Source organism: Pseudomonas hamedanensis (assembly GCF_014268595.2).
In the GTDB taxonomy this organism is placed as follows: Bacteria; Pseudomonadota; Gammaproteobacteria; order Pseudomonadales; family Pseudomonadaceae; genus Aquipseudomonas; species Aquipseudomonas hamedanensis.
The window spans coordinates 4,211,121-4,237,739 of sequence record NZ_CP077091.1 but is presented as its reverse complement, the minus strand read 5'-3'; the positions used below and the strand labels follow the sequence as shown (position 1 = coordinate 4,237,739).

Below are 26,619 nucleotides of genomic sequence, written 5' to 3'. Positions count from 1 at the left end.
CGTCCTTAATGAATTTTGCTGCCCAGGGTCACCACGCCGTCCGCTTTTTCGCGGCCCAGCCAACTGGTCCAACCGAGGCGACAGGCGTTCTGCTCACCGATGCGCAGTTCGCGGATTTCTTCCTGGCGCAGAACCAGGCGAATGTCGTAGTCGAGCGGGTCACGCAAGGTGAACCGCACCAGTGCGCAGAGCGGCTGGTAGCCGAAACCGATGGGCAGGAATTCATGGAATCGCTGCCAGTCGAGTTCAGTAATGTGGATACGGAATTTGCCGCTGCGGTCGCGCACGTGTTCGCCCAGCACCAGGTCTTCGCCGAGCAGGCTGTTGGCGCGGCCCAAACGATTGCGCTGCTCCTCGAGAATTTCCACGCGGCGCTCGATGCACTGCTCGATGACCAGGTCTTCGTGCTTGAAGTAGTAACGCAGCACGGCTTCGATCAACGCGGCCGAGTGCGCCCGCAGGCTGAGCAGGCCGAGGTACGGCAGCAGGCGTTTCCAGTTGAGTTCCTTGGCCTTGCGGATCTCGTCGCCGCCCAGGCCGATCAGGGCAAACAGCTGCGCGGAGAACGGGTCGATCGCGCCGCTCTGGAAGCTCGCGCGGTAACGGTACTTGCGCCAGATCGGCAGCATCAGCCGTTGCAGGCGATGATGGAACAGATCAAGGAAATTGCGCGTCGGGTTGCCGTCCTCGCTGTCGCCCAAGGCCTGCTCGCCGTAGAACGCCGGCAACGGCGAACCGGAGCCGACCAGGCCGATCAGGTTGAAACGCACGCGCGCGCGCATCTTGCCGTGCTCTTCGAAAAACTCCACGCGATCGACGTCGCTGCGCGGAAAGCCCAGGCTCGGGTTGGCCTGGAACTCGACCTGGTCGTACAGATCGTCTTCGCTCAGATGCGGGTGGGCCTCGCGCAGCCGGTCGATCACCAGCAGCACGGCCTGAAACAGCGAGTACTCGCGTATTACCTTGGTCAGCCCGCTTAAAGCAGGGGCTGCAGGCCCATACGTGGTGTCCATTGGTACACCTCTCCCTGTGTGCTTTTTACCCGCAGCTCATGGAATGAATTGAGACTGGCGTAAAGCGCGAAAAACTCGTTGAGAACCGAAGCGAAGACGAACAGATCGCCCTCGCCGATATAGCCTTCCGGGTCGATGGTCAGTTCGGTGCGCAAACCGCGCACCGGCAGACCGCGATGCAGCCGGTCGACGTGATGATGTTTGATGTGCTTGAGGCCGCCGAGCAGGCGCTTGCTGACCTTCTCCGCGTGCTGGTCGTAGTAGCGCGGCAGGTCGTAGGTTTCCAGAATCACCTTCAACGCATTGACGTCCGCCAGCGACAGATAGTTAAGCGACATGTTGCTGATCAGCTTCCACAGGAAGTCACGGTTCAGCGGCGGCGCGAAACTCGGGGTGGCCGGGGTGATGTTGCGGAAACTGAGGAATTCCGGGGTCTGCTCGCTGGCCATGCAGATGTCGCCGAGCTTGAGCTTTTTCGGCAGGTTCTGATTCGTGCACATCAGCTCGATCGACAGGGTTTCGTGGGCTTCGGTGTGGCGGATGCCGAAGCTCAGGTAAGTGTCGAGGCCGTCGTGCAGCAAGGACGAACGCTGGCGGATGCTGTAATGCGGACGGCTGTTGGGCACGTCGAAACTCGGGTCGTGCTCGAAGGACTCGAACGGCACGTATTCCTGATAACCGAGACCGCCGGGCTTCCAGCCAGTGACGGTTTCCACCGAGAACACGCCGCAGTTTTCCAGATCGAACTCCGCCGGCAGCAGCAGGTATTCGTCCTGCTTGCCGTCGAGACGGATCGGCAATGCGTCGTGCTCGAACAGGTTCACAATCGGCGTGCAGAACAGCTTCACGTTGTCCAAGGTCGGACGCATGCGCATGATGCCGCTCTTGCGAATGTCGAAGCGCAATTCAAGGCCGCGCATTTGCTTGAGCGTGTCTTCCGGCAACGCCTTGAGGATGTCGAGGCCGTTGACGTCGACGAACAGGAATTTGTCCTGGAAGGCGAAGTATTCCTGCAAATAGCGATAGCCACGGAAGGTGTTCAGCGGATACGGGATCAACGCCTCTTCTTCGGCAAAACCCACCGGTTTCACTCGGTCGCCGGGGATCTTGAACGCCATTGGCTTGCCGCTGACGCCATCGATCGGCTTGCCTGCGCCGTCGAGCGGGATCAGCTCGATGCCGTCGAGGTTGCGCAGCAGGCTCAGGTACAACATCTGGCTGATGTAGCGCTCGCCGGCAAAGTGCAGGCGCAGTTTGCTCAGTTCCAGCTCACCGAGATGGCCGTCAGCGCTCATTTCCAGACGCAGGCTGAGCAGCGAGCCGTCGCCCTTCACCGAGTAGTTCAGCGCGGCCAGATCCAGTGGCAGCACTTCGGTCGGGTAGCAGGTGCGGAAGCGGCAACGCACGTCTTCGATCGGCTTGCTCTCGATCGGCGTATCGCGCTCAACCAGCAGCGCCGGCCCGGAACGCTTGAGCGGATCGAACTGCAAAATACTGAACGCCGGCAACGGGCGCATGTAGTTCGGCCACAGCAACTGCATCAGCGAATGGCTGAGCTCCGGCAGTTCGTCATCGAGCTTCTGGCGCAAACGCCCGGTCAGAAACGCAAAGCCTTCGAGCAACCGCTCCACATCCGGATCCCGCCCGGCCTGCCCCAGATACGGCGCCAGCGCCGGACTACGCTCGGCGAAACGGCGACCGAGCTGGCGCAGTGCGGTGAGTTCGCTTTGGTAGTAGTGGTTAAAGGACACGGGTTACCTGCCTGGTAGTGGAACTCATCAAAAAAAAATCCTGTAGAGCGCGACCGTCACGCCGGCACAGACATAGCCGCCAATCAGCAGGAACGGCACAACCGAGATCCAGCCGTACGCCATGTAAGCATCACTCAGCGGACGGACGATCAGACTGAACAAGCCATACAGCATCCAGGGCACGGCATAGAACGGGATGAACTTTACTGGCGCCCACCAAACCATCCGCAATGCCTGCTGCTCATTTCGGCGCTGCGCCGATCGGGACATCCACAGCGAAAAGCCCAGAAGCCCGGGAACTCCCCACCACAAGAGGTACTGCCAATAAATCCCGGACGACTCGGAGGTTAAATACTCGCCACTCCACAGGTCATAGGAAGTAATCGCCAACACCGCCAGCAGTGGCAGCCACAATGCAGCCATGAAGAAGCTAAGTTGTGCGCGGCTAAGCATGGGTAGGGCTCACAAGCGACTTGCGTCGCATCAGCACACATTTTTCCCAACGCAATTCGATGACCTGCGTGACCAGAATCGCCAACAAAGTAACTCCGCCTTGGGCCACGGTGTAGAACAGCGCACGTAGTGGGTTGTGGGGCACTGTTATGAACAAAATCCAGGCAACCATCAGAGCGAGCAGACCGAGCTTGGCCCATAGATTCGGGATAATTGCGGCCAATGCGTTCACCCCGAAAAAGATGTAGATGAACATATAGTGGGCGATACCGTATGCCACACCACGGGACGTGAATCCGCCGTTGAATGCCTTGTAGGCTACAACCACTGCGTTATTCAGAAACACGTAGGCCACGCAGCCCGCCGCATGGATCGCCAAGCAAAGTGCAAGGCGCAAGTAGATATTCATCGCTGCCCAACTCCCTGTTTTTGCGGCGTGATCGCCACACCCGTATAGATATAGAGCTCTTCACCGCCGTAGCCACCAATGGCCGCAGCGCTGAGTGGATGGCTATCCCGGGTGCCGTATCGAACCCAACCCTCAGTCCACATCCCACCATTCTGGTGACGAATTTCCACGTAGTAGTCCGGCGCTTCGTGCTTCGTAATCTCGACGAATACCCCGCCATCCTCGGCCCCAACCCACAATGCATTTGGATGCGCGAACAGCTTTGGTTCGGTCGAGCTTTCCATTCGCAACAGCACAGCGAAGCCGACCAGAATCGTCAGCAAACCGACCGAAGATAGGAAAGCGCCAAGGCATTGCCACGCTCTGATTTTCATTGAGCTGTTCCGCAAAAAAAAATCATGGGTAGATCGTTGTCTCGCCGATCATCTCTTCGCGCCTTGTTTCGCACTGCACCATGTTTTGAAATTCAAGCGATCAAATCCCTGGCAAACATTGGCTTTGGAAATAAAAATATAAGGCGCAGCCGCGTCATAAGAAAAATAATAATAATTCTCACCGTCCTGGCCGTAGATCCAATAAGAGGACGACCCTTGATTTATTTCATAGGGTTCGAAGGCGAGGATTGAAGATTCCGCAGGAATAAAATTAACGCGGTCCATCAACAGCATCAGCGAGTTAGAGAAAATATTAGTCAACAAGACGCCCCCCAAAACCAAAACTCCGGCAACAAGCGCAATAGAGGTAGACGTCGACAGTTTATTTTTCATAAAAATACAACCACGCAGTGCCTGCTTTCGCTGCGTCTAACAACGCCATCGCATCGCTTGAATACTTTTCGGCAAGCGGGCCCGAACCGTTGTAGGAAGCAATGACTTTTTTCAGTTGATCTGCGGACAATGCCCCGGAATGACAACGAGTCCCGGTAGCCCGGTCAATCAGTTCACGTAGATGGCCGGCGCAATAGTAGAGGTCTGCCTTCCAGTCATCACCCGGGATTCGCGTGTCCTGATTCCAACCAAAAATCCGGTACTGAACGTCTTCGGGCAATGGTTTCTTGCAGTAATAGTTCTCTGTGTATTTAACAGAGTTCTGCAATGTTGCGCGGCTCATGTTGGCAAAACCGCTGGAGCCCCCAGCCAACTTGTCCGGCACGGCGTCAAAAGCCATATTGTCGACAATCGCTAACAGAGTGGTCAGCGAGCGTTCGCCGAACTGCATAGTTTGCAGAAATTTACTACCCTTAGGTCCATTCTCCTGCTGAAGAATAACCGCAAGCAAAATATGCGGGATCCCATAATATTCAGCCGCCTGCTTAATCCAGACTCGAATTTCTGTATCAGAGAAACTCGCCTTGAGCATTTCTTTGGTTTTTGGCACATACCACATTATTTGCAACGGAGAAGGCAGCTCACCGGTATAGCTAGGGACACTGTCGTAGCCAGTCAGCGTTGTGACTTCCTTTCCATTACAGCGGCAAACTTGCAACTCTACTGGCGCAACATCAGAGGTTTTCGTGCTCGCGGCCGCGCCCGCTGGCACATATTCCTGCCCATCCTTACTGATTTTTTCAGCCTCGGCCATGAACGAGTACTCCCTCAGCTCTCAATAAAAACTTCAATTTTTTCGGAGGCTGTGTGTGCCTTCACGCGGTGAGTCAGACCCAACTCATTGGTGATTCCGCTTTCGAGAGATCCATCCGCTCGGCGTAGTAAGTACTTGGTATCCGCTAGCGGGTTCCCAAGGCCGTTTTTGAGTTGGAATTGAGCATCAAAGCCCGGAATGATCAAAGGCAACGGCGGAACAAACGGCGCCGGCGTATGCGAATTGCCAATAATCACCGTTCCGGATCCAGCCGTGACCTTGTTGCCGTGAGATCCAACCGAACCTACGGTCGCAGCCGGTTTGCCGTTGATCAAAACGGTAGTGGCAAGGTCGCCGACCATCGCACCACCACACGCCGAGGCATCGCCTTGGCGGGCGGCCGCGAGGCCGTCGAAGAACACGTCGCCGGAACCGGCGGCGATCGGGTTGGTACCGTGGCCTGGAAGTGGGCAAGCGGTAGGGTCGGATACGCGTGCTGCGGGTTTGCCAGACATCGGGGATCTCCTTAGGTGACCTTGACTTGACCGCTGCCATCCAGGCGCGCGGAAAAACTGACCTGACGCTTGAAACCCTCGATTTCCAGCAGGCCTTCGATACTGAAGGCCAGGCGGAGCTGATCGTGGTCACGCGGCAGGGAAATGACACGCACGTTGCTCAGGCGCGGCTCGTAGGCTTCGATGAAGCTTTCGATGGCCAGGCGGGCCTGACTCAGGGAGTCGTGCAGGCTCAGGCGCATGTCATTGAGATCGGGCAACCCGTAGTCGGCCAGCGTTTGCACGCTGCCGGCCCGGGTGCTGAGCATTTTTGCCAGATGGGCAGCCACCGACGCCATGGCGCAAACCTCGAGGCTCTTGCCATTGCGTAGTTGCGCGTCGCCGTTGAGGCGTTCGAACAGGCTGCCGTATCCGTCCATGAGTCGCTCTTACTCTTTATCCAGCTTGCCAACCAGCGACAGGGTGAAATCGGCACCCATGTACTTGAAGTGCGGACGCACGTTCAAGCTCACGCGGTACCAGCCTGGCTCGCCTTCAACGTCGCTGACGATCACTTGCGCAGCGCGCAGCGGACGACGGCCACGCACTTCGGCGCTCGGGTTTTCCTGGTCGGCGACGTACTGACGGATCCACTTGTTCAGTTCCAGCTCGAGGTCGGTACGTTCTTTCCACGAACCGAGTTGCTCGCGCTGCAGCACTTTCAAGTAGTGAGCCAGGCGGTTGACGATCATCATGTACGGCAGTTGGGTGCCGAGCTTGTAGTTCAGCTCTGCCGCCTTGCCTTCTGCGCTGATGCCGAAGAACTTCGGCTTCTGCACCGAGCTTGCGGAGAAGAACGCCGCGTTGTCGGAGCCTTTGCGCATGGTCAGGGAAATGAAGCCTTCCTCGGCCAGTTCGTATTCACGACGGTCGCTGACCAAAACTTCGGTAGGAATCTTGGTTTCGATTTCGCCCATGCTTTCGAAATGGTGCAACGGCAGGTCTTCAACCGCGCCACCGCTCTGCGGGCCGATGATGTTCGGGCACCAGCGGAATTTGGCGAAGCTGTCGGTCAGCTTGGTGCCGAACGCGTAGGCAGTGTTGCCCCACAGGTAGTGCTCGTGGCTGTTGGCAACGGTTTCCTTGTACACGAACGATTTGACCGGGTTTTCTTCCGGGTCGTACGGGTTACGCAGCAGAAAACGCGGAACGGTCAAACCAACGTAGCGCGAGTCTTCCGAGGTACGGAAGCTCTGCCATTTGGCGAATTGCGGGCCTTCGAAGTGGTCTTTCAGATCTTTCAGATCCGGCAGGCCGGTGAAGCTTTCCAGACCGAAGAATTTCGGGCCGGCAGCAGCGATGAACGGCGCGTGGGACATGCACGAAACGCTGGCCACGTACTGCATCAGCTTGACGTCTGGCGAGCTTGGCGACATGTAGTAGTTGGCGATGATCGCGCCCACCGGCTGACCACCGAACTGGCCGTATTCAGCGGTGTAGATGTGCTTGTACAGGCCGGATTGCATGACTTCCGGCGAATCTTCGAAATCGTCCAGCAGGTCTTCTTTGGAGACGTTGAGGATTTCGATCTTGATGTTTTCGCGGAAATTGGTGCGGTCGACCAGCAACTGCAGACCACGCCACGACGATTCCAGCGCCTGGAAATCCGGGTGGTGCAGGATCTCGTCCATCTGACGGCTGAGCTTGGCATCGATCTCGGCGATCATGCGGTCAACCATGGCTTTCTTGACCGGCTCACCGTTGTTCTGCGGTTTGAGCAGCTCTTCGATGAACGCCGACACGCCACGCTTGGCGATGTCGTAGGCTTCGTCGTCAGGCGTCAGACGGGTTTCGGCGATGATGCTGTCGAGAATGCTGTATTCGCCGCTGGCGGCGCTCTTCTCTTGTGCTGCGCTAGTGCTCATTGTGTTGGCTTCCTTGGCTACTGGAGTCTCAAGCGTCCGGGGCTGCGGCGTTCAGGCCCAGCTCACCGAGTACGCGACCGCGGGATTCGTCGTCGGCGAGCACGCCTTCGATGGCTTTACGGAACGCAGGTGCGTTACCCAGCGGGCCTTTGAGGGCCACCAGCGCATCGCGCAGTTCCATCAGTTTTTTCAGCTCAGGCACTTGCTCGACCAGGCTGGCCGGGTTGAAGTCCTTCATCGAATTGACGCGCAGTTGCACGGCCAGCTCGTCGGCCTCGCCATCTTCCTGCAGACGGTTCGGCACGCTCAGCGTCAGACCCAGCTCTTGCTTGGCCAACACTTCGTCGAAGGTCATCTTGTCGATGCTGATCGGCTTGCGATCTTCGATTTTGCGATCGTCCTTGCGGTGGGTGTAGTCACCGATTGCCAGCAGCTTCAGCGGCAGTTCAATCTCTTCCTGAGCACCGCCGGTGGCGGGTTTGAAGGTGACGTTGATGCGTTCCTTGGGGGCTACCGAGCCTTCTTTGGCCATGGCTTTTCTCCTTGCGGTTGTGGCCCTGGGGCCTATTCGAGTACCACTTCGAGGTCGAGGTGGCACAGCCTGCGATAAATCTCTTCCTTGCGTTCACGTACGGCATGGTTCTGCGGCAACAACTCGCAGCAACTGTGCAGCAGGTGCAGCACTTGCAATGCAAGATCGGGCTCCCAGGCGTGCAGGCCTGAGTCCAGTAATGTCTGATCGAGGGTTTCCAGCTGGTTCTTGGCCAGTTCGTATTTCTTGGCCAGGAAGCACAGCCGCGCGAGCGCGAACTGCCAGAAGAAGCGTTCGCGGCCACCGTGGGCCGATTGCAAACCCTGCTTGAGGATCTGCACGGCAGGCTTCAAACCTTCCTTGCGCAGAATCGGCTGGACTTCCTCGACGGCTTTTTCCCAGGCCGGCTGGGTTTCGACGTTCTCGCTTTCGACCTTGCGCGGCGCGCTGGCGCTTTGCAGGTGCGGCATGACGTTGGCGGCGATCCACGCCCGTGTGGACGGATCGGCAAACGGCGCGCCGTCATGGAAGCGCAACTCGATGATGCCCGGCAGGCGCTGAACCAAAAGCGCGAAGTGGATTTCCACTTCGCGCATGGCCAGCTCGGCGTTGAGGTTCTGGAGACATTCCCAGACCATCCTCTGGCCATCGAACCAGAACGGCGCCTTCGCCAGGCTCGCCTCCAGTTCCACCAGCAGGTCGGCGTATTTGCCCTGATCGAAACGGTCCTGATAGAGCTTGAGCTTTTCCAGCGGCAGGCCGCGCAACACGGTGATCTGCTCGGCGTTGCGCTCGGGCACCGCGTCGATGGTCATCCACAGCAGCGTACGGTTCAGGCGCAGGGCGCGCAGGTCGGTGGCCTTCTGCTTCAGCCACCAGGCACACAGTGGGCGGGCGCTCTCCTGCTGGGCGCGCAGGGCTTTGTGCGCGTCTCGCTCGTTGTCGATCGGCGCGCCGGGGGTGAGCAACTGGCTCGCTGCCTGCTTGACCTGCGCTACCGCCGCACCGACTACGCCGGGGGCCGGCTGGTTGTCGGCGGCGCGCTGGATCATGGTCTTCAGGCGGCGGGAGATCGGCAGCAGCAGCGGCGCGTCATCGCCCAGATGTTCAGTACACGCCGCCTCGAGTCCGGCCAGGTGCTCGGAGAGCTGCCGGAACATCGGCAACTGCTCTTTGATCGCAATGTTTTCGGTGATGACCTGCTCGAGACGCGGCACCAGCCAGCCGATTGCGGCGGCACGGGTGCGGGATTTGAGCGGGTGAACGTCGGCCCAGTGATTTTCCGACAAATGGTGCAGCAGACCGAGGCCAGCGAGCAGCCCGGGGAAGGATTCACGCTGGTACAGCGACCAGGTCAGCCAGGCGCCGACACGCAGATCCTTGGACTGGGTACGCAGCAGATTTTCGCTGTTTTCGCGGATTTTCAGCCAGTCGATCTGCCCGCTTTCGTGCATCGACGAAGCCTTGGCCAGCTCACTTTCCAGCGCCTCGAATTCGCTCGAAAAACGAACGTCTTCGCCCGCGAAATTCTCTTTGGAAACAGAGACTTTGGCGAGTTCGAGGTAATGGGCGGAAAGTTTGCTTGAGTAGGACATCCATGGCCTTTATTAAGGATTACAGTCATGCGCGCAAATGGAGTTGCAGCGACGCGGGACAGTATCGAAGAGCAGTTATGCGACTCATCCAATTGAGATGTGCTCTTTCAAGTGGGCGCATCGTAATCACAATGATGGCCACTAGCAAGCATCTGATTAAACAACAAGACGAAGTGTTCTTTGAGGTGTGTAGGAGATCGCCCTATATGTCACAGGGGTTTCCCTGATGCCGGTTAATCATCGGCGCATTTTCGCTGCTCCCATCAAACCTTTGATCCAGAGCCTCCCGCCGAAGGCAGGCGCGTTTGCCGAACACGGCTACCTCTCGGGCGACGCGCAGCATGACAAATCCAGAAAAAAATAGAAGTAGGACACTTCCGAAAATGGCGGATTTCTATCAACAACTTTCCGGCGACAACGATCAACGGAAAAAGTGCCACTACAATGATGGCATTTCATATTTCTGAAACTTCCAAATCCCTACAAACATTGCGATCTCGATAGTTATCGAAGCCCCCTCCTACAGACACTTCGTTCATTCCAGCCAACACTTTCACACCCGGAATAGTCTGACAAACGTCAGGGATCCTTCTTACATCTATTAGTTTTCCGCGCCGCTAGCTTGCCTTGGCAACTTTTTATGCGCGGCGATCAGGGAGGAACGGCGTCGCGCTCTGACTCACTTTGCTTAAGGACAAGCCCATGTTCGGCAAAGGCCACCGCGCGCCATTCTCACTGCACATCCCGGCCATTCGTCACGACTTCAAGGTGCTCGCGTTCACTGGCACAGAAGCGATCAGTCAGCTGTACGCATTTCGCATCGAGTTGGTGAGCGAGCACGTGGACTTCGATCTGGAAAACCTCCTCAGCCAGCCCGCGTTTCTGCAGTTCGGATCCGCGGGCGAGGGCATCCACGGGCGGATCGAAAACGTCATGCTTGGCGAATCAGGCAAGCGCCTGACCCGTTATGAGCTGACACTGGTACCAGCGCTGCATTATCTGCAGCTGAGCCACGACCAGCGGATTTTTCAGCAGCTGACAGTGCCGCGCATCATCGCGCAAGTGCTCAAAGGGCATGGCGTCCAGGCCGATGACTTCACATTCAATGTCGCCGCCGGCGAGGCACGTGAATACTGCACGCAGTACGGAGAAAGCGACTTCCTGTTCATCCAGCGCCTGTGCGCCGAAGAGGGTATTGCCTGGCATCACCAGCATTCGGTCGACGGACATTTGCTGGTGTTCAGCGACAGCCCGGTGTTCGCACCCAAATTGGGTACGACAGCCTTTCGGGTTGATAGCGGCATGGTCGCCGAACACCCGGTGGTCAACCACCTGACCATGGGCTTCAACACACGCACCAGCACGGTCACCCGCCGTGACTATGACCTCAAGCGTCCAAGCCTGCTGCTGGAAAGCCGCTTCACCGCCGAATTCACGCCGGCTCTCGAGGACTATCGCTATCCACTGCTGATGAAGTCCGAGAAACACGGCAAACAGCTGGCGCGTCAGGCTTTGGAGCGCCATCGCAGCGACTATCAATGGATTGAAGGCAAAAGCAATCAGGCGATTTTGCGCAGCGGTCACCTGTTCGAGCTGAGCGAACATCCAAGGGCCGACTGCAACGGGTTGTGGTTGCTGCTCAGCCTGACGCACGAAGGCAAACAACCGCAGGTGCTCGAAGAGGCTTTCAGCAGCGAGGCGAAACCTGCCGATGGTTTTTCCCAGGGCTACCGCAATACCTTCAGGGCCATTCCCGCAGAGGTGGTTTACCGTCCACCGTTGCCCGCGCCGAAACCCTTGCTGGTCTGCCAGACCGCACGCGTTACCGGGCCACCCGGAGAAGAGATCTTCTGTGATCAATACGGCAGGGTTCGTGTCGAATTTCCTTGGGATCGCGCTGAACGCAACAGCGAAAAAAGCAGCTGCTGGTTACGCGTAGCTTCCAGTTGGGCAGGTGACGGATTCGGGGCGGTGAGCATTCCCCGCGTCGGCATGGAAGTGGTCGTGACCTTCCAGGAAGGCGACCCGGACCAACCGCTGATTACCGGCTGCGTCGCCAACAAGGTCAATGGCGTTGCTCATCCCTTGCCGGCGAGTCAAACCCGAACGGTGCTGCGCAGCCAGAGCACCCCTCGCAATGGCGGCTACAACGAACTGTCGATCGAGGATCGCGCCGGGCAGGAGAAAATCTACCTGCGCGCGCAACGCGACCTCGAGCAACTGATCCTCAACGACAGCCGCAGCCTGATAACTCGCGACCGCCATGAGCATGTCGGCAATGACAGCACCAGCCTCATCGAAGGCAGGGATTCGCGCACTCATCATGGGCTGCGCAGCACCGTGATCAACGCCGATGACTTGTTGCAGGTCAGCGGTACCAGCAGCCAGACCTTGGGCGCACTGGTGATTCAGGCCGGTCAGCAGGCGCATGTCACGGCAAGCAATGTGGTGATTAATGCCGGCATGAGCCTGACGCTGTCGGCGGGCGGTCATCACATCGTGGTCAATGCCGGCGGCATCTTCAGCAGCGTGCCCATCGTCCACGGCGGCGCGCCACTGCCGGGCCTCGCGCCGCTACAGCCGCTGCAGGTTGAGGCCGGCCGGCCTGCTGTGATCAACGCCACGCCGCTGTCGATCCTCAGCAGTGCCCGACAGCGGGCAGCGGATTTTTGCCCGCTGTGCGAAGCCTGCGCGGCAGGTCAGTGCGCGCTGGGAGATGTCGCATGAGCCCGGTCGAACAGTGGCTGCACACCCAATCCCGCGCTGGCTGCGAACTGTATCTGATGCTCGACACCGACGGCCAAAGCGCAGAGCACGCTGCGTTGACCCGCGACCTCGGCACCGAGCGGTTTCGTCCGTTCTACAGCGGCACGCCGGCCGAGTCGCTGGTGCCGACCGGCCCGCTACTGTTGCAGATCGATACGGCGCAGCATCCCGCCCTCCAGACCTTGCTTGCCACGCCCGAGCGCAATTGGGGCTGGCTGGCCAGCGCCCTTCACGTCGGACTTGATCTGCTGGCCGCGCATTGGCGCGAACGCCTGATCACCGGCGAACGCCCGAATCAGGCGGTGTACCGCGTGCATGACAACCGTGTTCTGGGCCGTGCGCTGGCGCACCTGCAACCCGAGCACCGCGCGGCGTTTCTCGGGCCATTCAACAGCGTCTGCTATTGGCACGCAGAACGATGGAACGCCATCGACAACCCGGACCCCGGCCACCACCCGCTGCCGATGGATCCGCCGTGGCTGCACACGCCGACCCCGGAGCTGATCTACGCCAACGTGCTGTTCGACAACACCCGCCGTTACCTGGTCGGCGAACACACCGAAGCCATGGCCGAGCTGGCCGAACAACTGGACGTCGATGAATGGTTGTGGGGCCTGATTCAACTGACGCACTTGTGGGGCTGGCAACAACCGGAGCAAGTGCATTTCTTGCTGACCCGCAGTTTGCAGTTACCGGGATATCGGCCAGGCAAATCATGGCTGCCCAAACCCGGTGAAGATCCGGCGATGCATTTTGAGCGGGTATATCAGGAAGCGTTGTATTGGCAGGGAGAGGTAGGTCGATGAGGAACTTGAAACGAGGGTTGCTGCTGAGTGGTTGCCTGGGATTGCTGGTGGGTTGTACGACGGTGAAGACCCCGAACACCTTTATGTTTGTTCCGGATTTTCCACCTGGATTCAAATATGAGCTGAAGGCTATCTACCTGCCCGCAGCGGGTGAAACCTGCCGCGTGCCAGGAAAGCCGGATTTCTGGGTGAGCTTCAATAAACCCACCATGGAATATGTAAGCACTGCGGAAATCGAGTTGTACAAAACCGTCAGCGATTGTCCGTTGGCGCTCAACAAAGTGGAAATCAAGCTCATCGGTTTTTATGGAAAAGGCCGAAGCAACTTCAGCATGGACTACGCCTCGATTTTCGTGCGTCCAGAGTTGCTGGAACGACTAAAGGGCACTTTCAACGAGGACGGTGCAGGGGAGTTTTATGGTGAATGCAGGTGGTCATTCCGCACCGTCGGTCCACATCGTTTCCTGATCAAACTGCTCACCTGCAAAAACATGGATGCACAGGGAAACGTGCTGCGAACGAGACCTTCCACGGCGTACACATTGACTCAACTTGAAGGCAAAACGGTGACGCTGAAGGTCAGGCTGGCAAGTGAAGAACTTCCAGCCATCGGCGATACCTGGATCAAAGTACCCCGCGGCTGGAAGCGCTGTATGGGTGACAACTTCGAGGATCAATACGCCTTTTGCTACGGCAACGACAAAGATATCAGCACTTTCAAAATGGCCGATGGGCGGGTTTGCACCATCTATCCGGGATGCACAGAAAACACGGAAGAAAAGCCATGAACGACCGGAAAGAATTCAATCGGCGGCAAACGCTCCCGCGTATCAAACGAGTTCTGTCCACCAGTACTCTCGGCGGTGTTCTCGCTCTGACTTCAGGCTGTTCGACGGTAGACAAGCCAAACTCCTTCACCTTTATTCCGGACTTCCCACCTGATTTCAAATATGAGCTGAAGGCTATCTACCTGCCCGCCGCGGGTGAAACCTGCCGCGTGCCAGGAAAGCCGGATTTCTGGGTGAGCTTCAATAAACCCACCATGGAATATGTAAACACTGCGGAAATCGAGTTGTACAAAACCATCAGCGATTGTCCGTTGGCGCTCAACAAAGTGGAAATCAAGGTCATCGGCTTTTATGGAAAAGGCCGAAGCAACTTCAGCATGGACTACGCCTCGATTTTCGTGCGTCCAGAGTTGCTGAAACGAATAAAGGGCACATTCAACGAGGACGGCCTGGGTGAGTTTACAGGCGAATGCATGTGGTTTTTTCGGACAGTCAGCCCCAAGCGTAACCTAATAAAAATGTTGAGATGTAAAGGAATGGATCAAGAAGGAAATGTAGCCCGGAGCCGCCCTCATGGCGCGTACACACTGGATCAACTCCCAGGAAAAACCGTGAGGTTGAAAATAAACCTAGCGAATGAAGAGCAACCTGGTTGGGGGGACACTTGGGTCCAGGTTCCTGGTGGCTGGAAGCGCTGTATGGGGGAAGGCTATGAGGACCAGCGTGGTTATTGCAATGGAAATTATGAAGACTTCAGCACCTTCAGAATGGTGGATGGACGGATTTGCACCATCTATCCAAGTTGCAACGAAAACACGGACGAGACTCCATGAACGCTGAATCCTTACCGACAAGCGTTACCACCTTCATGCAAGGTGATATCCACGCCTGCCCGATGCGCGGGCATTCGACCAGTTTTCAATTGGTGAATGAGTTCGGAGATGGCACACCCTACGCCGGCTTGGCATATGAGATCACCGACTACGAAGATACCGTTCATACTGGAAAACTGGATGCGAAAGGCTGGGCAAAGGTAAACAACCACCATTGTGGCCCGGTAGTGCTCAAGCTGAATAAGCCTTTTCAAGGAGCAGAAGCGCTGTATCGAGACTTGAGAAAAAGACTGGACTACCCCCTTCCCATCACCGAACTCCAAGTCCGCGCCGAAAAAACCCGCTTCTTCCACAAAACAGGCACTCGCACCCAGGCAAACCCCGCCAGGGACCTGCCCGAAACCGACGCGTACTGTCAGGTCGAAGTCAGTGAACTGGTAAAGCACATCGCCCACCTGCCACCACTGGTTGCTCGTCGCGACCCTCCGAAGAGGGCGGCGCACAAGCTCATGCGATCGGCGGCGAAGTCCAGAGACTTCACGCTCGCCGATAAAACTTCTGCGGATGGCGGACTGCACACAATCTTGAGTCCGGCGGAAATGGCCACCGTCGAGTTGGGGTTTTCCCCGCCACCGCCCAAGGGCGTTGCGCTTCTGCCGAACAAGCACCATGTGCTGGAAGTACGCCCGATGAGAGCGCTACGGCCAATGCTGTCGACAGGCGACGCGTTCTGCGCGCTCAACCTTTATCAGCTATCGGTGATGGCGACGCTGAGCTACACCGATTTCGGACAGGAACCCAACACTCAACCGGTGCAGACCGACACGGTAAGCTTTCCGGTACAGCCCAGCAACGGCAACTGGTTCGGCCACGCGCTGCCGCAGTTCGATGAGTTGTGGAAGGTCGATGGCTCGCAAACGCGAAAGTACTACCCACTGTACGAAGACGTACCGTATTCGAAACGCCTGGAAGTGGTGCCGTTTGACCCGAATCTTTACCCCGAAGTGAATGACCCGGCGTTGGGCGACGAGCAGGAACACCCGGCCAAGTTGCACTGTCTCGATGACCGTAACAAAGACAACAGTACTGATACCCAAGCTTTCATCTGCCACCACGACGAGTTGATCCTGATCAGCGTGCGGGGTACCAGTGAATTCTGGCCCGACGGCTTGCGTGACGGGGATGCCTATCAGGTTCCCTTTGCCGAAGGCGACGGCAAAGTGCACCGCGGTTTCTACGGTGGCGCTTTGGCGGCTTATCCATTTATCGTGACTTATCTGGAAAAATTCTACAGCGGGCAAAAGCTGCTGATCACGGGTCACAGTCTGGGCGGTGCAGTTGCACTGATCCTGTCCGAGATGCTGAGACGCAACCTGGAGTTCTCCCCGCAAATCGTGCTCTACACCTACGGCGCCCCCCGCGCCGGCGACACCACCTTCATCGAAAGCGCCCAGTCGCTGGTGCATCACCGCATCGTCAATCAGAACGATCCAGTACCGAGCGTGCCGGCGACCTGGATGAATACCTTCGCCAAACCCGCACCGATGTACGGAGCCAACGCCGTAGTGTTGGGCCTCATTCCGGTCGCCGGCCTCGGCCTGCTGATCTGGGGAATCACCAATTTCTTCGGCGACGACTACGGGCATCACGGTGCATTACGCCATTTCATGCCCGTTGAGTTCGACAAGGACCACCGATCCTCCCTTCTCTGGGAACCGGGCTGCAGCACGATCATTGATCACGGCTGCGCCAAGGCCTTGCGCGTTACCAACGGTTTACCCGAGCGCGGATCGTTTCTGCGGCAGTTGTTCGACAAGGGTCATCACTCAATGGTCGACAGCTACATCCCCGGCTGCTGGGCCAGCTTGCGCCGTTGGCAGGAAGCACTGCAGCTCAAACGGTCGCTGGTGACCAACCGCGAGTTCGAGTGGATCAGCAGCGCGCTGGAGAATATTCAGCAACAGCTGCGGGCCGTTAAGCGTGATCTCGAAATCAACCACCGCTCTTACGTGCGTGAGCAGGAACTCGCCCACAAAACGCTGATGCTCAATGAAGAAATAGACAAGATCAGCATGACCCAAGCCCGCCTGACCGCACTGCACGGACAGCGAGTCACCGAGGCCGACGTTTACGGCAGCTTCGCCGACCAGCCCGAATGGGTCGAGGAAAGTCTGCTGCGCTGGAACGCCAACCCGGAAAACCTCATTCAGGAACAATTGGCGATGACTCCGCCCGCCGCCGCAGACCACGATGCCGTAATCGCCGCGATGACCGGAGGGCATGCGGTTGGCGCGCCGTTTCATCTGGATATTGATTCGATTGTGTAGCGCCTGAACAACGGGCGGACAAACCATGGCTGTGCCAGAATCCAACGCTCGAAAATCCGGTCTCTCTATTACTGCTGCCAAGGAGCTTCATTTCATGGAACTGAAACCACTGTTTTTCGCCGCGCTCATGTGGCTGCCCATCACCCACGCGTCAGCGGAAACCCCACCATTGGACGGCCATTACTACCTGACCGGTGCGATGGAAATGGGCGCCGAGTTGCTCTTGCGCAAGGACGGCACCTTTGACGCCGGAGTGGCGTATGGCAGCGCCGACGGCTTCGCCAAAGGCAACTGGAAGGTGGAAAACCAGACAGTGTTGCTGAAAAGCCAGACCAAGCCGACGTCCAACAGCGATCTGGGCGGACTGTTCCAGGACTTGCAATTGGCGATCGAGCCAAACTGCCTGGCCGTGGACTTCGGCAACGGCAAGGCCTGCTTCCGACGCCAGTAAGCCAACAGACAGCCACAAAAAATGGGCACCCGACCGCAATCGGTGTGCCCATTTTTGTGATCGCGGTTCTCCCCGTCATTCAGGGGAGTACGCCGCAATTATGGATTAACGCTGTCTTTCAACGATTTGCCTGGCTTGAACGCCACGGTGTTGCTGGCCTTGATCTTGACCGGTTCGCCGGTTTGCGGGTTTTTGCCGGTGCGGGCACCGCGGTGGCGTTGCAGGAAGGTGCCGAAGCCGACCAGCGTCACGCTGTCCTTGCGGTGCAGGGCGCCGGTGATTTCTTCGAGGACGGCGTTGAGGACGCGGTTGGCCTGTTCTTTGGTCAGGTCTGCTTTTTCAGCGATTGCAGCGGCGAGTTCTGGTTTACGCATTAGTGAAGCCCCTTTGACGGTTTTTTGTTGTTATGTCCGTGCTGTTCTCGTTGGAACAGCGCCCAAGGCGCCGCAGGCTCTACTCTGCGGCAGACGGGAGTGAGAATGGCACGCCGCCAACGGCGGCGCCAGTCTCCCCACGACCTTTGTCGGGGCAAAAGAGCGGCGATTGCGACAGAACGGCTGGTATTTACGCCAGCAGCGGCGGAAGCTGTTTGTTCAGGGCCAGTTTTTCCATGACCGCTGCACCGGTCAGGGCATAACCGAGCAATTGTCCGTCGGCGCTGTGGCACAGAACCTTGATATCGGCGCCCCGCCCTTCAACGCTCCAGACGCCTTCGCTGCCCCGTGGCGGCGGCGACACCACCAGCGGACACACCGGGGTTTTCACGGTGATCGGCATCGGGCCGTAGTTCACCGCCGTAGGGTTTCCCGCCAGGGTTTGCGCCAGCGCTCGTGCGCAGCTCATCAGCGGCATCACGTAGAGCAGATTGAGCCCGTCGACTTCGGCGCAATCGCCCAAGGCGAAGATGTTGGCGTGGGAAGTCTTCAGGTAGCGATCAACCACCACGCCCCGATTGACCTGCACGCCGGCCGCCGCTGCCAGATCAATACGTGGACGCAGGCCGATCGCCGAGACCACCACGTCGCACGGGATGACCTGACCGTCGGACAGATGCGCTTCCAGACCGTCGGCGACTTTCTGCAGCCGGGTCAGCACCGGGCCGAGGTGAAACTTCGCCCCGATACTTTCCAGCCCGGCCTGCACGGCCGCCGCCGCAGCGGGATGCAGCAGCATCGGCATGACTTGTTCGCACGGCGCGACCAGTTGCACCTCGTAGCCACCGAGAATCAAGTCATTGGCGAATTCACAGCCGATCAGCCCGGCCCCGAGCAACAGCACCCGGCGCTTACCCGCCGCTGCAGCACGGAAGCGCGCGTAATCTTCAAGATCGTTGATCGGGAACACCCGGTCAGCGCCGTCGCCTTCGATCGGCACGCGTACGGTTTCCGCGCCCCAGGCAAGAATCAGGTCGCGATAAGGTACGGCTTCTTCGCCGATCCACAGGCGTTTGTGGCCGGCGTCTATGCCGCTGATGCGCGTGTGCGTGCGTACTTCGGCGTTCAACTGCTCGGCCATTGCACCGGGTTCGGCCATGCTCAGGCCGTCGGCGTCCTTGTTCTTGCCGAAACCGGTGGAGAGCATCGGCTTGGAGTAAGAGCGGCCGTCATCGGCGGTAATCAACAGCAGCGGGGTTTCGCTGTCGAGCTTGCGAAACTCCCGGGCCAGGTTGTAGCCCGCAAGCCCGGTGCCGATGATGACGACTGGTGCGCTCATGCCTTACTCCTCTGTTTTGCTTAGTTGATTTCGATCATTTCGAAGTCCATTTTGCCGACGCCGCAGTCGGGGCACAGCCAGTCTGCCGGTACGTCTTCCCAGCGGGTGCCCGGCGCGATGCCGTCATCCGGCCAGCCGTCGGCTTCGTTATAGATCAGGCCGCAGACGATACATTGCCACTTCTTCATTCAGGTACTTCCTCAGGGTTCAGGCGTAGTGCCGGCGCGGACGGTCGATGGGTGTTGCGCTGCCATCCGGCTCAGGGCGTTTTGTACTGAGGGTGCCGGGCAGATGCAAGCCTGTTCGGCGCAATGGCGGCCGGCGCCGATCAATATCGTGATCTGCCATGGTAAGCTCGCCGCCTCATTTGCGGCCAATAATGACTCATTGTGCAACATTCACATGCCTGCCCCGCCCCGCTCTGGCTGACCCAAAACCGCCTGACGCCCTGCCCCGATTCGTTGACCCTCGACTGGTTGTTCGACGAAGGTTCGCTGACCCGTCGCCTGACCCGTTTGTCCAACGATAGCTTCAGCGTGTCGCCGTTGTTTGAAGGCTGGGACACCCTGCGCGCCGATGAATGCGCAGCGCTGGAACTGGCCGAAGGCAGCGAAGGCTGGGTGCGCGAGGTGTATTTACGCGGTCATGGCGAGGCTTGGGTGTTTGCCCGCAGCGTCGCTTCACGCGCGGCCTTGCAGGGCGACGGCCTGCACATGGACGAACTGGGCAGCCGATCGCTGGGCGAATTGCTGTTTTGCGATCAGGCGTTCCAGCGCCGCGCCATCGAAGTTTGCCACTACCCTGAACAATGGTTGCCGCCCGCCGACCGAGCACCCGAGCTGTGGGGCCGGCGTTCGCGTTTCGACCGTGGCGCGCTGAGCGTCCTGGTCGCGGAAATTTTCCTGCCGAGCCTGTGGCGCGCCGCCCGCGCCCATCCGGAGAACTGCTGATGTATCAGAGCCTGCTCAAGTCGCTGAACCGCTTGAACCCGCGCGCCTGGGATTTCATTCAGTTGACGCGCATGGACAAGCCGATCGGCATTTATCTGCTGCTGTGGCCAACGCTGTGGGCGCTGTGGATTGCCGGCAAAGGCTCGCCGTCGCTGGCCAACGTTGTCATCTTCGTCCTCGGCGTGGTGCTGACCCGTGCCGGCGGCTGCGTGATCAACGACTGGGCTGATCGCAAGGTCGACGGCCACGTCAAACGCACCGCGCAACGGCCGTTGGCCAGCGGCAAGATCAGCTCGAAGGAAGCACTGGTGTTCTTTGCCGTGCTCATGGGCATCAGTTTTCTGCTGGTGTTGTGCACCAATGCACCGACCATCTGGTTGTCGCTGGGCGGGCTGGCGCTGGCGTTCACCTACCCGTTCATGAAGCGCTACACCTATTACCCGCAGGTGGTGCTCGGCGCGGCGTTTTCCTGGGGCATGCCGATGGCGTTCACCGCCGAGACCGGCGAGCTGCCGGCGGCGGCGTGGCTGCTGTGGATCGCCAACCTGCTGTGGACGGTGGGTTACGACACCTATTACGCGATGACCGATCGTGATGACGATTTGAAGATTGGCGTGAAGTCCACGGCGATTCTGTTCGGCGAGGCGGACCGGGTGATCATCCTCACCTTGCAGGCGCTGTCGCTCGGCTGCCTGATGCTGGCGGGGGCGAAGTTCGAGCTGGGCATGTGGTTCCACCTCGGCTTGCTGGTGGCGGCGGGCTGTTATGTGTGGGAGTTCTGGTACACGCGAGATCGCGACCGGATGCGTTGCTTCAAGGCGTTTTTGCACAACCACTGGGCGGGGTTGGCGATTTTTGTCGGGATTGTGCTGGATTACGCACTGCGCTGAACGCAATCCTTGTAGGAGTGAGCCTGCTCGCGATAGCGGTGTATCAGTCGGCATTTTCGTTAGCTGACATACCGCTATCGCGAGCAGGCTCACTCCTACATGGGTGTGTGGTTATTTGGCTTTGGCGACTTTCCAGGCACCGTCCATTTTGCCCTCGCCGGTCATGTCGCCGGCTTTCTTGTCCATGACGAAGGTGTACAGCGGCATACCCTGATAGGCCCACTGCATCGAGCCGTCGTCGCGCTTGACCACCGTCCAGTCGCCCATCGATTTATCACCTGCCTCAGCCTTCAGCGGTGGCCAGTTCGCCGCGCATTTGTCGTTGCAGGCAGACTTGCCAGCGGCGTCCTTGGCGAATGTGTACAGGGTCATGCCCTTGTGGTCGGTGAACATGCCGTCCTTTTCCATCGCCGGATCGGCCGCCATGGCCAGTCCAGGCAGAGCCAGCGCAGCCGCCAGCAACAGTGCTTTCAAGCAAACAGTCATCTGAGTCATGGAAACCTTCCGGGGTGGTTGTCAGGTTCGGACTTAGAGCTTAGCCCAGAATCCCGATAATCGCCGCCCGACTAAAATACTGTCACACGACTGCAATAATTCCGTTATCTAATGCGGCGCAAGACAGTTAAATGACAAGAGGATTAAGGCATGGTTGGCAGGAGCATTCTGATCGTCGACGACGAAGCGCCCATTCGCGAAATGATCGCCGTTGCATTGGAGATGGCCGGCTATGACTGCCTCGAGGCAGAGAACTCGCAGCAGGCCCACGCCATCATCGTTGATCGCAAGCCGGACCTGATCCTGCTCGACTGGATGCTGCCCGGCACTTCGGGCATCGAGCTGGCCCGGCGCCTCAAGCGTGATGAGCTGACCGGCGACATCCCGATCATCATGCTCACCGCCAAGGGCGAAGAGGACAACAAGATTCAGGGCCTGGAAGTCGGCGCCGACGATTACATCACCAAACCGTTTTCCCCGCGCGAGCTGGTCGCCCGCCTCAAAGCCGTGCTGCGCCGCGCCGGCCCGACCGATGGTGAAGCGCCGATCGAAGTCGGCGGCCTGTTGCTCGACCCGATCAGCCACCGCGTGACCATCGACGGCAAACCCGCCGAGATGGGCCCGACCGAATACCGTCTGCTGCAATTCTTCATGACCCACCAGGAACGCGCCTACACCCGTGGCCAATTGCTCGATCAGGTCTGGGGCGGCAACGTCTATGTTGAAGAACGCACCGTCGACGTGCACATCCGCCGCCTGCGCAAGGCCCTCGGCGATGCCTACGAAAATCTGGTACAAACCGTGCGCGGCACCGGTTATCGGTTCTCTACAAAGGCCTGATCCGCCCGCCAGACTCGCTGACAAGGACCGTATCGAACGTGAATCAAAACTGGCATGGCACTCTGATTCGCCACATGCTGTTGCTGGTCACCGCCTGCCTGGTGGTCGGCCTGATCAGCGGCTATTACGGCTGGAGCCTCGCCGCAGGTCTGGGTCTTTACCTGGCCTGGACGCTCAAGCAATTGCTGCGTCTGCATGAATGGCTGCGCCAGCACCAACCCGACGAAGCGCCGCCCGATGGTTACGGCCTGTGGGGCGAGGTGTTCGACAGTATTTATCACCTGCAACGCCGCGACCAACGCGTACGCGGGCGTCTGCAAGCGGTGATCGACCGAGTGCAGGAGTCCACCGCCGCGCTGAAAGACGCGGTCATCATGCTCGACAGCGACGGCAACCTGGAATGGTGGAACCGCGCCGCGGAAACCCTGCTCGGCCTCAAGACCCCACAAGACAGCGGCCAACCGGTGACCAACCTGGTGCGCCATCCGCGCTTCAAGGAATACTTCGAGCAGGACAACTTCGCCGAACCGCTGGAAATCCCCTCGCCGACCAATGATCGCGTGCGCATCCAGCTGTACCTGACCCGCTACGGCAACAATGAACACTTGATGCTGGTGCGCGATGTCACGCGGATCCATCAGCTGGAACAGATGCGCAAGGACTTCATCGCCAACGTTTCTCACGAACTGCGCACACCGCTGACGGTGATCTGCGGCTATCTGGAAACGCTGCTCGACAATGTCGAAGAAGTGAATCCGCGCTGGAGCCGCGCCTTGCAACAAATGCAGCGACAGGGCGGGCGCATGCAGACGCTGCTCAATGACTTGTTGCTGCTGGCGAAACTGGAGGCCACCGATTACCCGTCGGACAACCAGCCCGTGCAGATCGACACGCTATTGCAGTCGATCACCAGCGACGCGCAGCAATTGTCCGGCGCGAAGAACCAGCACATCACGCTGCAAGCCAGTGCCGGCGTGCTGCTCAAGGGCAGCGAAGCGGAGTTGCGCAGTGCGTTTTCCAACCTGGTGTTCAACGCGGTCAAGTACACTCCGGCCGAGGGCAACATCCGCATTCGCTGGTGGGGCGACGAGCAAGGCGCGCACCTGAGCGTGCAGGACTCCGGGATTGGCATCGACAGCAAGCACCTGCCGCGCCTGACCGAACGCTTCTACCGCGTCGACTCGAGCCGCAACTCCAACACCGGCGGCACCGGCCTGGGCCTGGCCATCGTCAAACATGTGTTGCTGCGCCATCGTGCACGCATGGAGATCAGCAGCGTGCCCGGTCACGGCAGCACGTTCACCTGCCATTTCGCCCCGGCCCAGGTGGCCAGCGCAAGGGCTATCAGCGCCGCCGAGTGATGCCGCCCGGCACACGCCACTAGGCAATTGCCCGGTCAGCCGCTACATTGGCTGACTTGTGCCTGCCTTTCAGGCGCTTTTTCCCCTTACTTTCGAATCACACGGAACCCGCAAAACTCCATCATGGACCCTTCCCCTGGCTTGTCCCTCGCTACGCTTTTCGCCGATTTCGGCATGATTCTTTTTGCTCTGATCCTGGTGTTGCTCAACGGCTTTTTCGTTGCGGCAGAATTTGCCATGGTCAAACTGCGCTCGACCCGGGTCGAGGCCATCGCTGAACAACACGGCTGGCGCGGGCACATCCTGCGCACCGTGCACAGTCAGCTCGATGCCTACCTGTCGGCGTGCCAGCTCGGCATCACCCTCGCCTCCCTTGGCCTGGGCTGGGTCGGCGAACCGGCGTTTGCGCACATCCTCGAGCCGCTGTTGAGCGCGATCGGCGTCGACTCGCCCGAGATCATCAAAGGCGTGTCGTTCTTCACCGCGTTTTTTATCATTTCGTATCTGCACATCGTGGTGGGTGAACTGGCGCCGAAGTCGTGGGCGATCCGCAAACCCGAGCTGCTGTCGCTGTGGACGGCGGTGCCGCTGTACCTGTTCTACTGGGCGATGTACCCGGCGATCTATCTGCTCAACGCCAGCGCCAACGCCATCTTGCGCATCGCCGGCCAAGGCGAGCCCGGCCCGCACCATGAGCACCATTACAGCCGCGAAGAACTGAAACTGATTTTGCACTCCAGCCGTGGCCAGGATCCGAGCGATCAGGGCATGCGCGTATTGGCCTCGGCGGTGGAAATGGGCGAGCTGGAAGTGGTCGACTGGGCCAACTCCCGGGAAGACCTGATCACCCTGGAATTCAACGCGCCGCTGAAGGAAATCCTGGCGATGTTCCGTCGCCACAAATTCAGCCGTTATCCGGTGTACGACAGCGAGCGTCAGGAGTTCGTCGGCCTGCTGCACATCAAGGATCTGTTGCTGGAACTGGCCGCCCTGGATCACATCCCCGAGTCGTTCAACCTGGCCGAACTGACCCGCCCGCTGGAGCGCGTATCGCGGCATATGCCGCTGTCACAACTGCTGGAGCAGTTCCGCAAGGGCGGCTCGCACTTCGCCGTGGTCGAGGAGGCTGACGGCAACATCATCGGCTACCTGACCATGGAAGACGTGCTGGAAGTGCTGGTCGGCGACATCCAGGACGAACACCGCAAGGCCGAACGCGGCATCCTTGCCTATCAGCCGGGCAAACTGCTGGTGCGCGGTGATACGCCGCTGTTCAAGGTCGAGCGCCTGCTCGGCATTGACCTCGATCACATCGAAGCCGAGACCCTCGCCGGGCTGGTCTACGAAACCCTGAAACGGGTGCCGGAAGAGGAAGAAGTGCTTGAAGTCGAAGGCCTGCGCATCATCATCAAAAAGATGAAAGGGCCGAAGATTGTGCTGGCCAAGGTGTTGATGCTGGATTGATCAGGATTGCGGGGCAGCTTTTGTGGCGAGGGGATTTATCCCCGATGGAGGGCGCAGCCCTCCCTAAGCCGGTGAATGCGATTCGTCAGGTGAGGTGCGGTTGTAGGATTTGGGACGGCTGCGCCGTCCAACGGGGATAAATCCCCTCGCCACAGATAAATCCCCTCGCCACAGATACATCCAATCGCCACAGTTGATCGCATTACTTTCACTGTTTGCCCAACGCAAAGTTGGGCAACGCCCCCAGTGGCTGGTTGAACTGATACGGAATCGACACCAGCCCTTCCCCGGTATTGCGCTGCACCACAAAGTGCAGGTGCGGGCCGCTGCTGTTGCCGGTGTTGCCCGACAGCGCCAGCGGGCTGCCAACCTTCACGCGCTGACCTTCGCGCACGCTCACCGAACCCTGTTTGAGATGCAGGTACACGCCCATGGTGCCGTCATCGTGCAGGACCCGGACGAAATTGCCGGACGCATCGGTGCCGCGCCCGCTCTGTGAATTCTCGGTCTTCACCACCACCCCGGCCCGCGCGGCGATGATCGGCGTGCCCACCGGCATGGCGATGTCCATGGCATAGCGGTTCTTCGGCCCGTAGTGGCTGTACTGGCCGTTGGCGCCCTGGCTCAGGCGAAACGGTCCACCACGCCAGGGCAGCGGATAGCGATAGCTCTGCGCGGTGCCTGAAGGGTCACCCAGCGAATATTGGAACTGCGGCGAATACACCAGCGGCTTGTCACCGCTAATCGCCGTCAGCAGCGCCAGACGGGTATTGCTGCGCGCCGGCAGCACCCGGCGAATCGTTTTGGCCGGTGCGCCACGCACGTTGCTCATGCCGATAAAGGCCAGGGCAACCTCGACTGGCGCATACAGATCGTTGCGCGCAAACACCACGTCGACGCCTTTTTGCTTCTTGATGTCCAGATACACCTGTCGCTCCAGGCGTTCGACCATGCGGTCCTGGAACACGAACACTTTCGCGCCTTTGCTCGGCTGGTCACTGTACGAGACCACGCCGTTGGCATCGGTGGATTTGTAGATGGTCATGGCCACCGCCAGTTGGGAGACCAGGCAGAGACCACAGAAAAACAGCAGGCGCGCGAGCATGGGCAAAAGTCTGTCGAAGGGAGGCCTGGGAATCAGCCTAGCAGCTGAGACAGACCAGGCTAGTCGACAGATGTTTC

At 59.0% G+C, this 26,619-nt stretch carries 29 protein-coding genes; 11 read left to right on the top strand and 18 right to left on the bottom strand.

Annotated elements, in window-relative coordinates:
- Positions 1–5: 5 nt before the first annotated feature.
- Genes tssG through tssA form a run of 12 tightly spaced genes read right to left on the bottom strand, consistent with a single transcriptional unit; the run spans position 6 to position 9,753 of the window.
- Complete coding sequence (tssG, locus tag HU739_RS18350; protein WP_186546084.1) at positions 6–1,013, bottom strand: type VI secretion system baseplate subunit TssG; 1,008 nt, start codon at positions 1,011–1,013, stop codon at positions 6–8.
- Entirely contained in the window at positions 977–2,764 is a 1,788-nt protein-coding gene (gene tssF, locus HU739_RS18345; RefSeq protein WP_186546086.1) for a type VI secretion system baseplate subunit TssF, read from the bottom strand. Before tssF ends, tssG begins: the two co-directional genes overlap by 37 nt.
- Positions 2,765–2,791: 27 nt before the next feature.
- A complete protein-coding gene (locus tag HU739_RS18340) occupies positions 2,792–3,217 on the bottom strand; it encodes a hypothetical protein (RefSeq protein WP_186546088.1) in 426 nt (141 codons plus the stop codon).
- Positions 3,210–3,626 carry a hypothetical protein gene (locus HU739_RS18335; RefSeq protein ID WP_186546090.1) on the bottom strand — a complete coding sequence of 139 codons (417 nt, stop codon included), beginning with the start codon at positions 3,624–3,626 and terminating at the stop codon, positions 3,210–3,212. The genes HU739_RS18340 and HU739_RS18335 overlap by 8 nt, the downstream gene beginning before the upstream one ends.
- Positions 3,623–4,000: a hypothetical protein gene (locus HU739_RS18330; RefSeq protein WP_186546092.1), complete on the bottom strand. Its 378-nt coding sequence runs from the start codon at positions 3,998–4,000 to the stop codon at positions 3,623–3,625. Before HU739_RS18330 ends, HU739_RS18335 begins: the two co-directional genes overlap by 4 nt.
- A gap of 48 nt (positions 4,001–4,048) precedes the next feature.
- Positions 4,049–4,393, bottom strand: coding sequence for a hypothetical protein (locus tag HU739_RS18325; protein WP_186546094.1), 345 nt, complete (start codon positions 4,391–4,393; stop codon positions 4,049–4,051).
- Positions 4,383–5,207 (bottom strand): hypothetical protein, encoded by an 825-nt coding sequence (locus HU739_RS18320; RefSeq protein WP_186546096.1) that lies wholly within the window; start codon positions 5,205–5,207, stop codon positions 4,383–4,385. Before HU739_RS18320 ends, HU739_RS18325 begins: the two co-directional genes overlap by 11 nt.
- Before the next feature lie 14 nt (positions 5,208–5,221).
- Positions 5,222–5,722, bottom strand: a complete 501-nt coding sequence (locus HU739_RS18315) for a PAAR domain-containing protein (RefSeq protein WP_186546098.1) — start codon at positions 5,720–5,722, stop codon at positions 5,222–5,224.
- An 11-nt stretch (positions 5,723–5,733) separates the two neighbouring features.
- The gene (gene tssE / locus HU739_RS18310; RefSeq protein WP_186531084.1) at positions 5,734–6,141 is read right to left on the bottom strand and encodes a type VI secretion system baseplate subunit TssE; all 408 of its coding nucleotides are present in this window, start codon (positions 6,139–6,141) and stop codon (positions 5,734–5,736) included.
- Between the two features lie 9 nt (positions 6,142–6,150).
- On the bottom strand, positions 6,151–7,626 hold the full coding sequence (gene tssC, locus HU739_RS18305; protein ID WP_016772499.1) for a type VI secretion system contractile sheath large subunit: 1,476 nt from the start codon (positions 7,624–7,626) through the stop codon (positions 6,151–6,153).
- A gap of 28 nt (positions 7,627–7,654) precedes the next feature.
- Positions 7,655–8,158: a type VI secretion system contractile sheath small subunit gene (gene tssB / locus HU739_RS18300; protein WP_003229587.1), complete on the bottom strand. Its 504-nt coding sequence runs from the start codon at positions 8,156–8,158 to the stop codon at positions 7,655–7,657.
- A gap of 32 nt (positions 8,159–8,190) precedes the next feature.
- Positions 8,191–9,753 carry a type VI secretion system protein TssA gene (gene tssA / locus HU739_RS18295; protein WP_186546100.1) on the bottom strand — a complete coding sequence of 521 codons (1,563 nt, stop codon included), beginning with the start codon at positions 9,751–9,753 and terminating at the stop codon, positions 8,191–8,193.
- A gap of 702 nt (positions 9,754–10,455) precedes the next feature.
- Here tssA and tssI point away from each other — a divergent pair.
- The 6 genes from tssI (at position 10,456) to HU739_RS18265 (ending at position 17,724) form a co-directional block, all read left to right on the top strand.
- Positions 10,456–12,480: a type VI secretion system tip protein TssI/VgrG gene (tssI, locus tag HU739_RS18290; protein ID WP_186546102.1), complete on the top strand. Its 2,025-nt coding sequence runs from the start codon at positions 10,456–10,458 to the stop codon at positions 12,478–12,480.
- A complete protein-coding gene (locus HU739_RS18285) occupies positions 12,477–13,325 on the top strand; it encodes a DUF4123 domain-containing protein (RefSeq protein WP_186546105.1) in 849 nt (282 codons plus the stop codon). The genes tssI and HU739_RS18285 overlap by 4 nt, the downstream gene beginning before the upstream one ends.
- Positions 13,322–14,113, top strand: coding sequence for a hypothetical protein (locus HU739_RS18280; RefSeq protein ID WP_186546107.1), 792 nt, complete (start codon positions 13,322–13,324; stop codon positions 14,111–14,113). The genes HU739_RS18285 and HU739_RS18280 overlap by 4 nt, the downstream gene beginning before the upstream one ends.
- A gap of 41 nt (positions 14,114–14,154) precedes the next feature.
- Positions 14,155–14,946 (top strand): hypothetical protein, encoded by a 792-nt coding sequence (locus tag HU739_RS18275; RefSeq protein WP_186546335.1) that lies wholly within the window; start codon positions 14,155–14,157, stop codon positions 14,944–14,946.
- The gene (locus HU739_RS18270) at positions 14,943–17,273 is read left to right on the top strand and encodes a lipase family protein (RefSeq protein WP_186546109.1); all 2,331 of its coding nucleotides are present in this window, start codon (positions 14,943–14,945) and stop codon (positions 17,271–17,273) included. The genes HU739_RS18275 and HU739_RS18270 overlap by 4 nt, the downstream gene beginning before the upstream one ends.
- A 94-nt stretch (positions 17,274–17,367) precedes the next feature.
- Positions 17,368–17,724: a hypothetical protein gene (locus HU739_RS18265; RefSeq protein ID WP_186546111.1), complete on the top strand. Its 357-nt coding sequence runs from the start codon at positions 17,368–17,370 to the stop codon at positions 17,722–17,724.
- Between the two features lie 98 nt (positions 17,725–17,822).
- On the opposite strand, the gene HU739_RS18260 is transcribed toward HU739_RS18265, so the two are convergent.
- The 4 genes from HU739_RS18260 to HU739_RS18245 form a co-directional block, all read right to left on the bottom strand.
- Positions 17,823–18,098, bottom strand: a complete 276-nt coding sequence (locus HU739_RS18260; RefSeq protein ID WP_003213368.1) for an HU family DNA-binding protein — start codon at positions 18,096–18,098, stop codon at positions 17,823–17,825.
- A gap of 190 nt (positions 18,099–18,288) precedes the next feature.
- Positions 18,289–19,437, bottom strand: a complete 1,149-nt coding sequence (locus tag HU739_RS18255; protein WP_186546113.1) for an NAD(P)/FAD-dependent oxidoreductase — start codon at positions 19,435–19,437, stop codon at positions 18,289–18,291.
- A 20-nt stretch (positions 19,438–19,457) separates the two neighbouring features.
- Positions 19,458–19,625 carry a rubredoxin gene (locus HU739_RS18250; RefSeq protein WP_003177199.1) on the bottom strand — a complete coding sequence of 56 codons (168 nt, stop codon included), beginning with the start codon at positions 19,623–19,625 and terminating at the stop codon, positions 19,458–19,460.
- Between the two features lie 19 nt (positions 19,626–19,644).
- Positions 19,645–19,785, bottom strand: coding sequence for a hypothetical protein (locus tag HU739_RS18245; RefSeq protein ID WP_186546115.1), 141 nt, complete (start codon positions 19,783–19,785; stop codon positions 19,645–19,647).
- Positions 19,786–19,826: 41 nt separating this feature from the next.
- Here HU739_RS18245 and HU739_RS18240 point away from each other — a divergent pair, with 41 nt between their 5' ends.
- Complete coding sequence (locus tag HU739_RS18240; protein WP_186546117.1) at positions 19,827–20,387, top strand: chorismate--pyruvate lyase family protein; 561 nt, start codon at positions 19,827–19,829, stop codon at positions 20,385–20,387.
- Positions 20,387–21,277 carry a 4-hydroxybenzoate octaprenyltransferase gene (gene ubiA / locus HU739_RS18235; protein WP_186546119.1) on the top strand — a complete coding sequence of 297 codons (891 nt, stop codon included), beginning with the start codon at positions 20,387–20,389 and terminating at the stop codon, positions 21,275–21,277. Before HU739_RS18240 ends, ubiA begins: the two co-directional genes overlap by 1 nt.
- Positions 21,278–21,388: 111 nt before the next feature.
- On the opposite strand, the gene HU739_RS18230 is transcribed toward ubiA, so the two are convergent.
- Positions 21,389–21,772 (bottom strand): COG4315 family predicted lipoprotein, encoded by a 384-nt coding sequence (locus HU739_RS18230; protein WP_186546122.1) that lies wholly within the window; start codon positions 21,770–21,772, stop codon positions 21,389–21,391.
- 150 nt (positions 21,773–21,922) lie between these two features.
- Between HU739_RS18230 and phoB the strand changes: the two genes are divergently transcribed.
- The 3 genes from phoB to HU739_RS18215 all read left to right on the top strand — a co-directional run bounded on the left by phoB (position 21,923) and on the right by HU739_RS18215 (position 25,437).
- The gene (gene phoB, locus HU739_RS18225) at positions 21,923–22,612 is read left to right on the top strand and encodes a phosphate regulon transcriptional regulator PhoB (RefSeq protein WP_007896474.1); all 690 of its coding nucleotides are present in this window, start codon (positions 21,923–21,925) and stop codon (positions 22,610–22,612) included.
- Between the two features lie 74 nt (positions 22,613–22,686).
- On the top strand, positions 22,687–23,973 hold the full coding sequence (gene phoR, locus HU739_RS18220; RefSeq protein ID WP_189684374.1) for a phosphate regulon sensor histidine kinase PhoR: 1,287 nt from the start codon (positions 22,687–22,689) through the stop codon (positions 23,971–23,973).
- A gap of 123 nt (positions 23,974–24,096) precedes the next feature.
- Positions 24,097–25,437, top strand: coding sequence for a hemolysin family protein (locus HU739_RS18215; protein WP_186546126.1), 1,341 nt, complete (start codon positions 24,097–24,099; stop codon positions 25,435–25,437).
- A gap of 208 nt (positions 25,438–25,645) precedes the next feature.
- Here HU739_RS18215 and HU739_RS18210 read toward each other — a convergent pair whose 3' ends face one another.
- Positions 25,646–26,542 (bottom strand): peptidoglycan DD-metalloendopeptidase family protein, encoded by an 897-nt coding sequence (locus tag HU739_RS18210; RefSeq protein WP_186546128.1) that lies wholly within the window; start codon positions 26,540–26,542, stop codon positions 25,646–25,648.
- Positions 26,543–26,619: the final 77 nt, after the last annotated feature.

Coding starts and splice junctions, on each gene's coding strand:
- tssG (WP_186546084.1), bottom strand. CDS start 1,013: ATGGACACCACGTATGGGCCTGCAGCCCCTGCTTTAAGCGGGCTGACC.
- HU739_RS18340 (WP_186546088.1), bottom strand. CDS start 3,217: ATGCTTAGCCGCGCACAACTTAGCTTCTTCATGGCTGCATTGTGGCTG.
- HU739_RS18335 (WP_186546090.1), bottom strand. CDS start 3,626: ATGAATATCTACTTGCGCCTTGCACTTTGCTTGGCGATCCATGCGGCG.
- HU739_RS18330 (WP_186546092.1), bottom strand. CDS start 4,000: ATGAAAATCAGAGCGTGGCAATGCCTTGGCGCTTTCCTATCTTCGGTC.
- HU739_RS18325 (WP_186546094.1), bottom strand. CDS start 4,393: ATGAAAAATAAACTGTCGACGTCTACCTCTATTGCGCTTGTTGCCGGA.
- HU739_RS18320 (WP_186546096.1), bottom strand. CDS start 5,207: ATGGCCGAGGCTGAAAAAATCAGTAAGGATGGGCAGGAATATGTGCCA.
- HU739_RS18315 (WP_186546098.1), bottom strand. CDS start 5,722: ATGTCTGGCAAACCCGCAGCACGCGTATCCGACCCTACCGCTTGCCCA.
- tssE (WP_186531084.1), bottom strand. CDS start 6,141: ATGGACGGATACGGCAGCCTGTTCGAACGCCTCAACGGCGACGCGCAA.
- tssC (WP_016772499.1), bottom strand. CDS start 7,626: ATGAGCACTAGCGCAGCACAAGAGAAGAGCGCCGCCAGCGGCGAATAC.
- tssB (WP_003229587.1), bottom strand. CDS start 8,158: ATGGCCAAAGAAGGCTCGGTAGCCCCCAAGGAACGCATCAACGTCACC.
- tssA (WP_186546100.1), bottom strand. CDS start 9,753: ATGTCCTACTCAAGCAAACTTTCCGCCCATTACCTCGAACTCGCCAAA.
- tssI (WP_186546102.1), top strand. CDS start 10,456: ATGTTCGGCAAAGGCCACCGCGCGCCATTCTCACTGCACATCCCGGCC.
- HU739_RS18285 (WP_186546105.1), top strand. CDS start 12,477: ATGAGCCCGGTCGAACAGTGGCTGCACACCCAATCCCGCGCTGGCTGC.
- HU739_RS18280 (WP_186546107.1), top strand. CDS start 13,322: ATGAGGAACTTGAAACGAGGGTTGCTGCTGAGTGGTTGCCTGGGATTG.
- HU739_RS18270 (WP_186546109.1), top strand. CDS start 14,943: ATGAACGCTGAATCCTTACCGACAAGCGTTACCACCTTCATGCAAGGT.
- HU739_RS18265 (WP_186546111.1), top strand. CDS start 17,368: ATGGAACTGAAACCACTGTTTTTCGCCGCGCTCATGTGGCTGCCCATC.
- HU739_RS18260 (WP_003213368.1), bottom strand. CDS start 18,098: ATGCGTAAACCAGAACTCGCCGCTGCAATCGCTGAAAAAGCAGACCTG.
- HU739_RS18255 (WP_186546113.1), bottom strand. CDS start 19,437: ATGAGCGCACCAGTCGTCATCATCGGCACCGGGCTTGCGGGCTACAAC.
- HU739_RS18250 (WP_003177199.1), bottom strand. CDS start 19,625: ATGAAGAAGTGGCAATGTATCGTCTGCGGCCTGATCTATAACGAAGCC.
- HU739_RS18245 (WP_186546115.1), bottom strand. CDS start 19,785: ATGGCAGATCACGATATTGATCGGCGCCGGCCGCCATTGCGCCGAACA.
- ubiA (WP_186546119.1), top strand. CDS start 20,387: ATGTATCAGAGCCTGCTCAAGTCGCTGAACCGCTTGAACCCGCGCGCC.
- HU739_RS18230 (WP_186546122.1), bottom strand. CDS start 21,772: ATGACTCAGATGACTGTTTGCTTGAAAGCACTGTTGCTGGCGGCTGCG.
- phoB (WP_007896474.1), top strand. CDS start 21,923: ATGGTTGGCAGGAGCATTCTGATCGTCGACGACGAAGCGCCCATTCGC.
- phoR (WP_189684374.1), top strand. CDS start 22,687: ATGCTGTTGCTGGTCACCGCCTGCCTGGTGGTCGGCCTGATCAGCGGC.
- HU739_RS18215 (WP_186546126.1), top strand. CDS start 24,097: ATGGACCCTTCCCCTGGCTTGTCCCTCGCTACGCTTTTCGCCGATTTC.
- HU739_RS18210 (WP_186546128.1), bottom strand. CDS start 26,542: ATGCTCGCGCGCCTGCTGTTTTTCTGTGGTCTCTGCCTGGTCTCCCAA.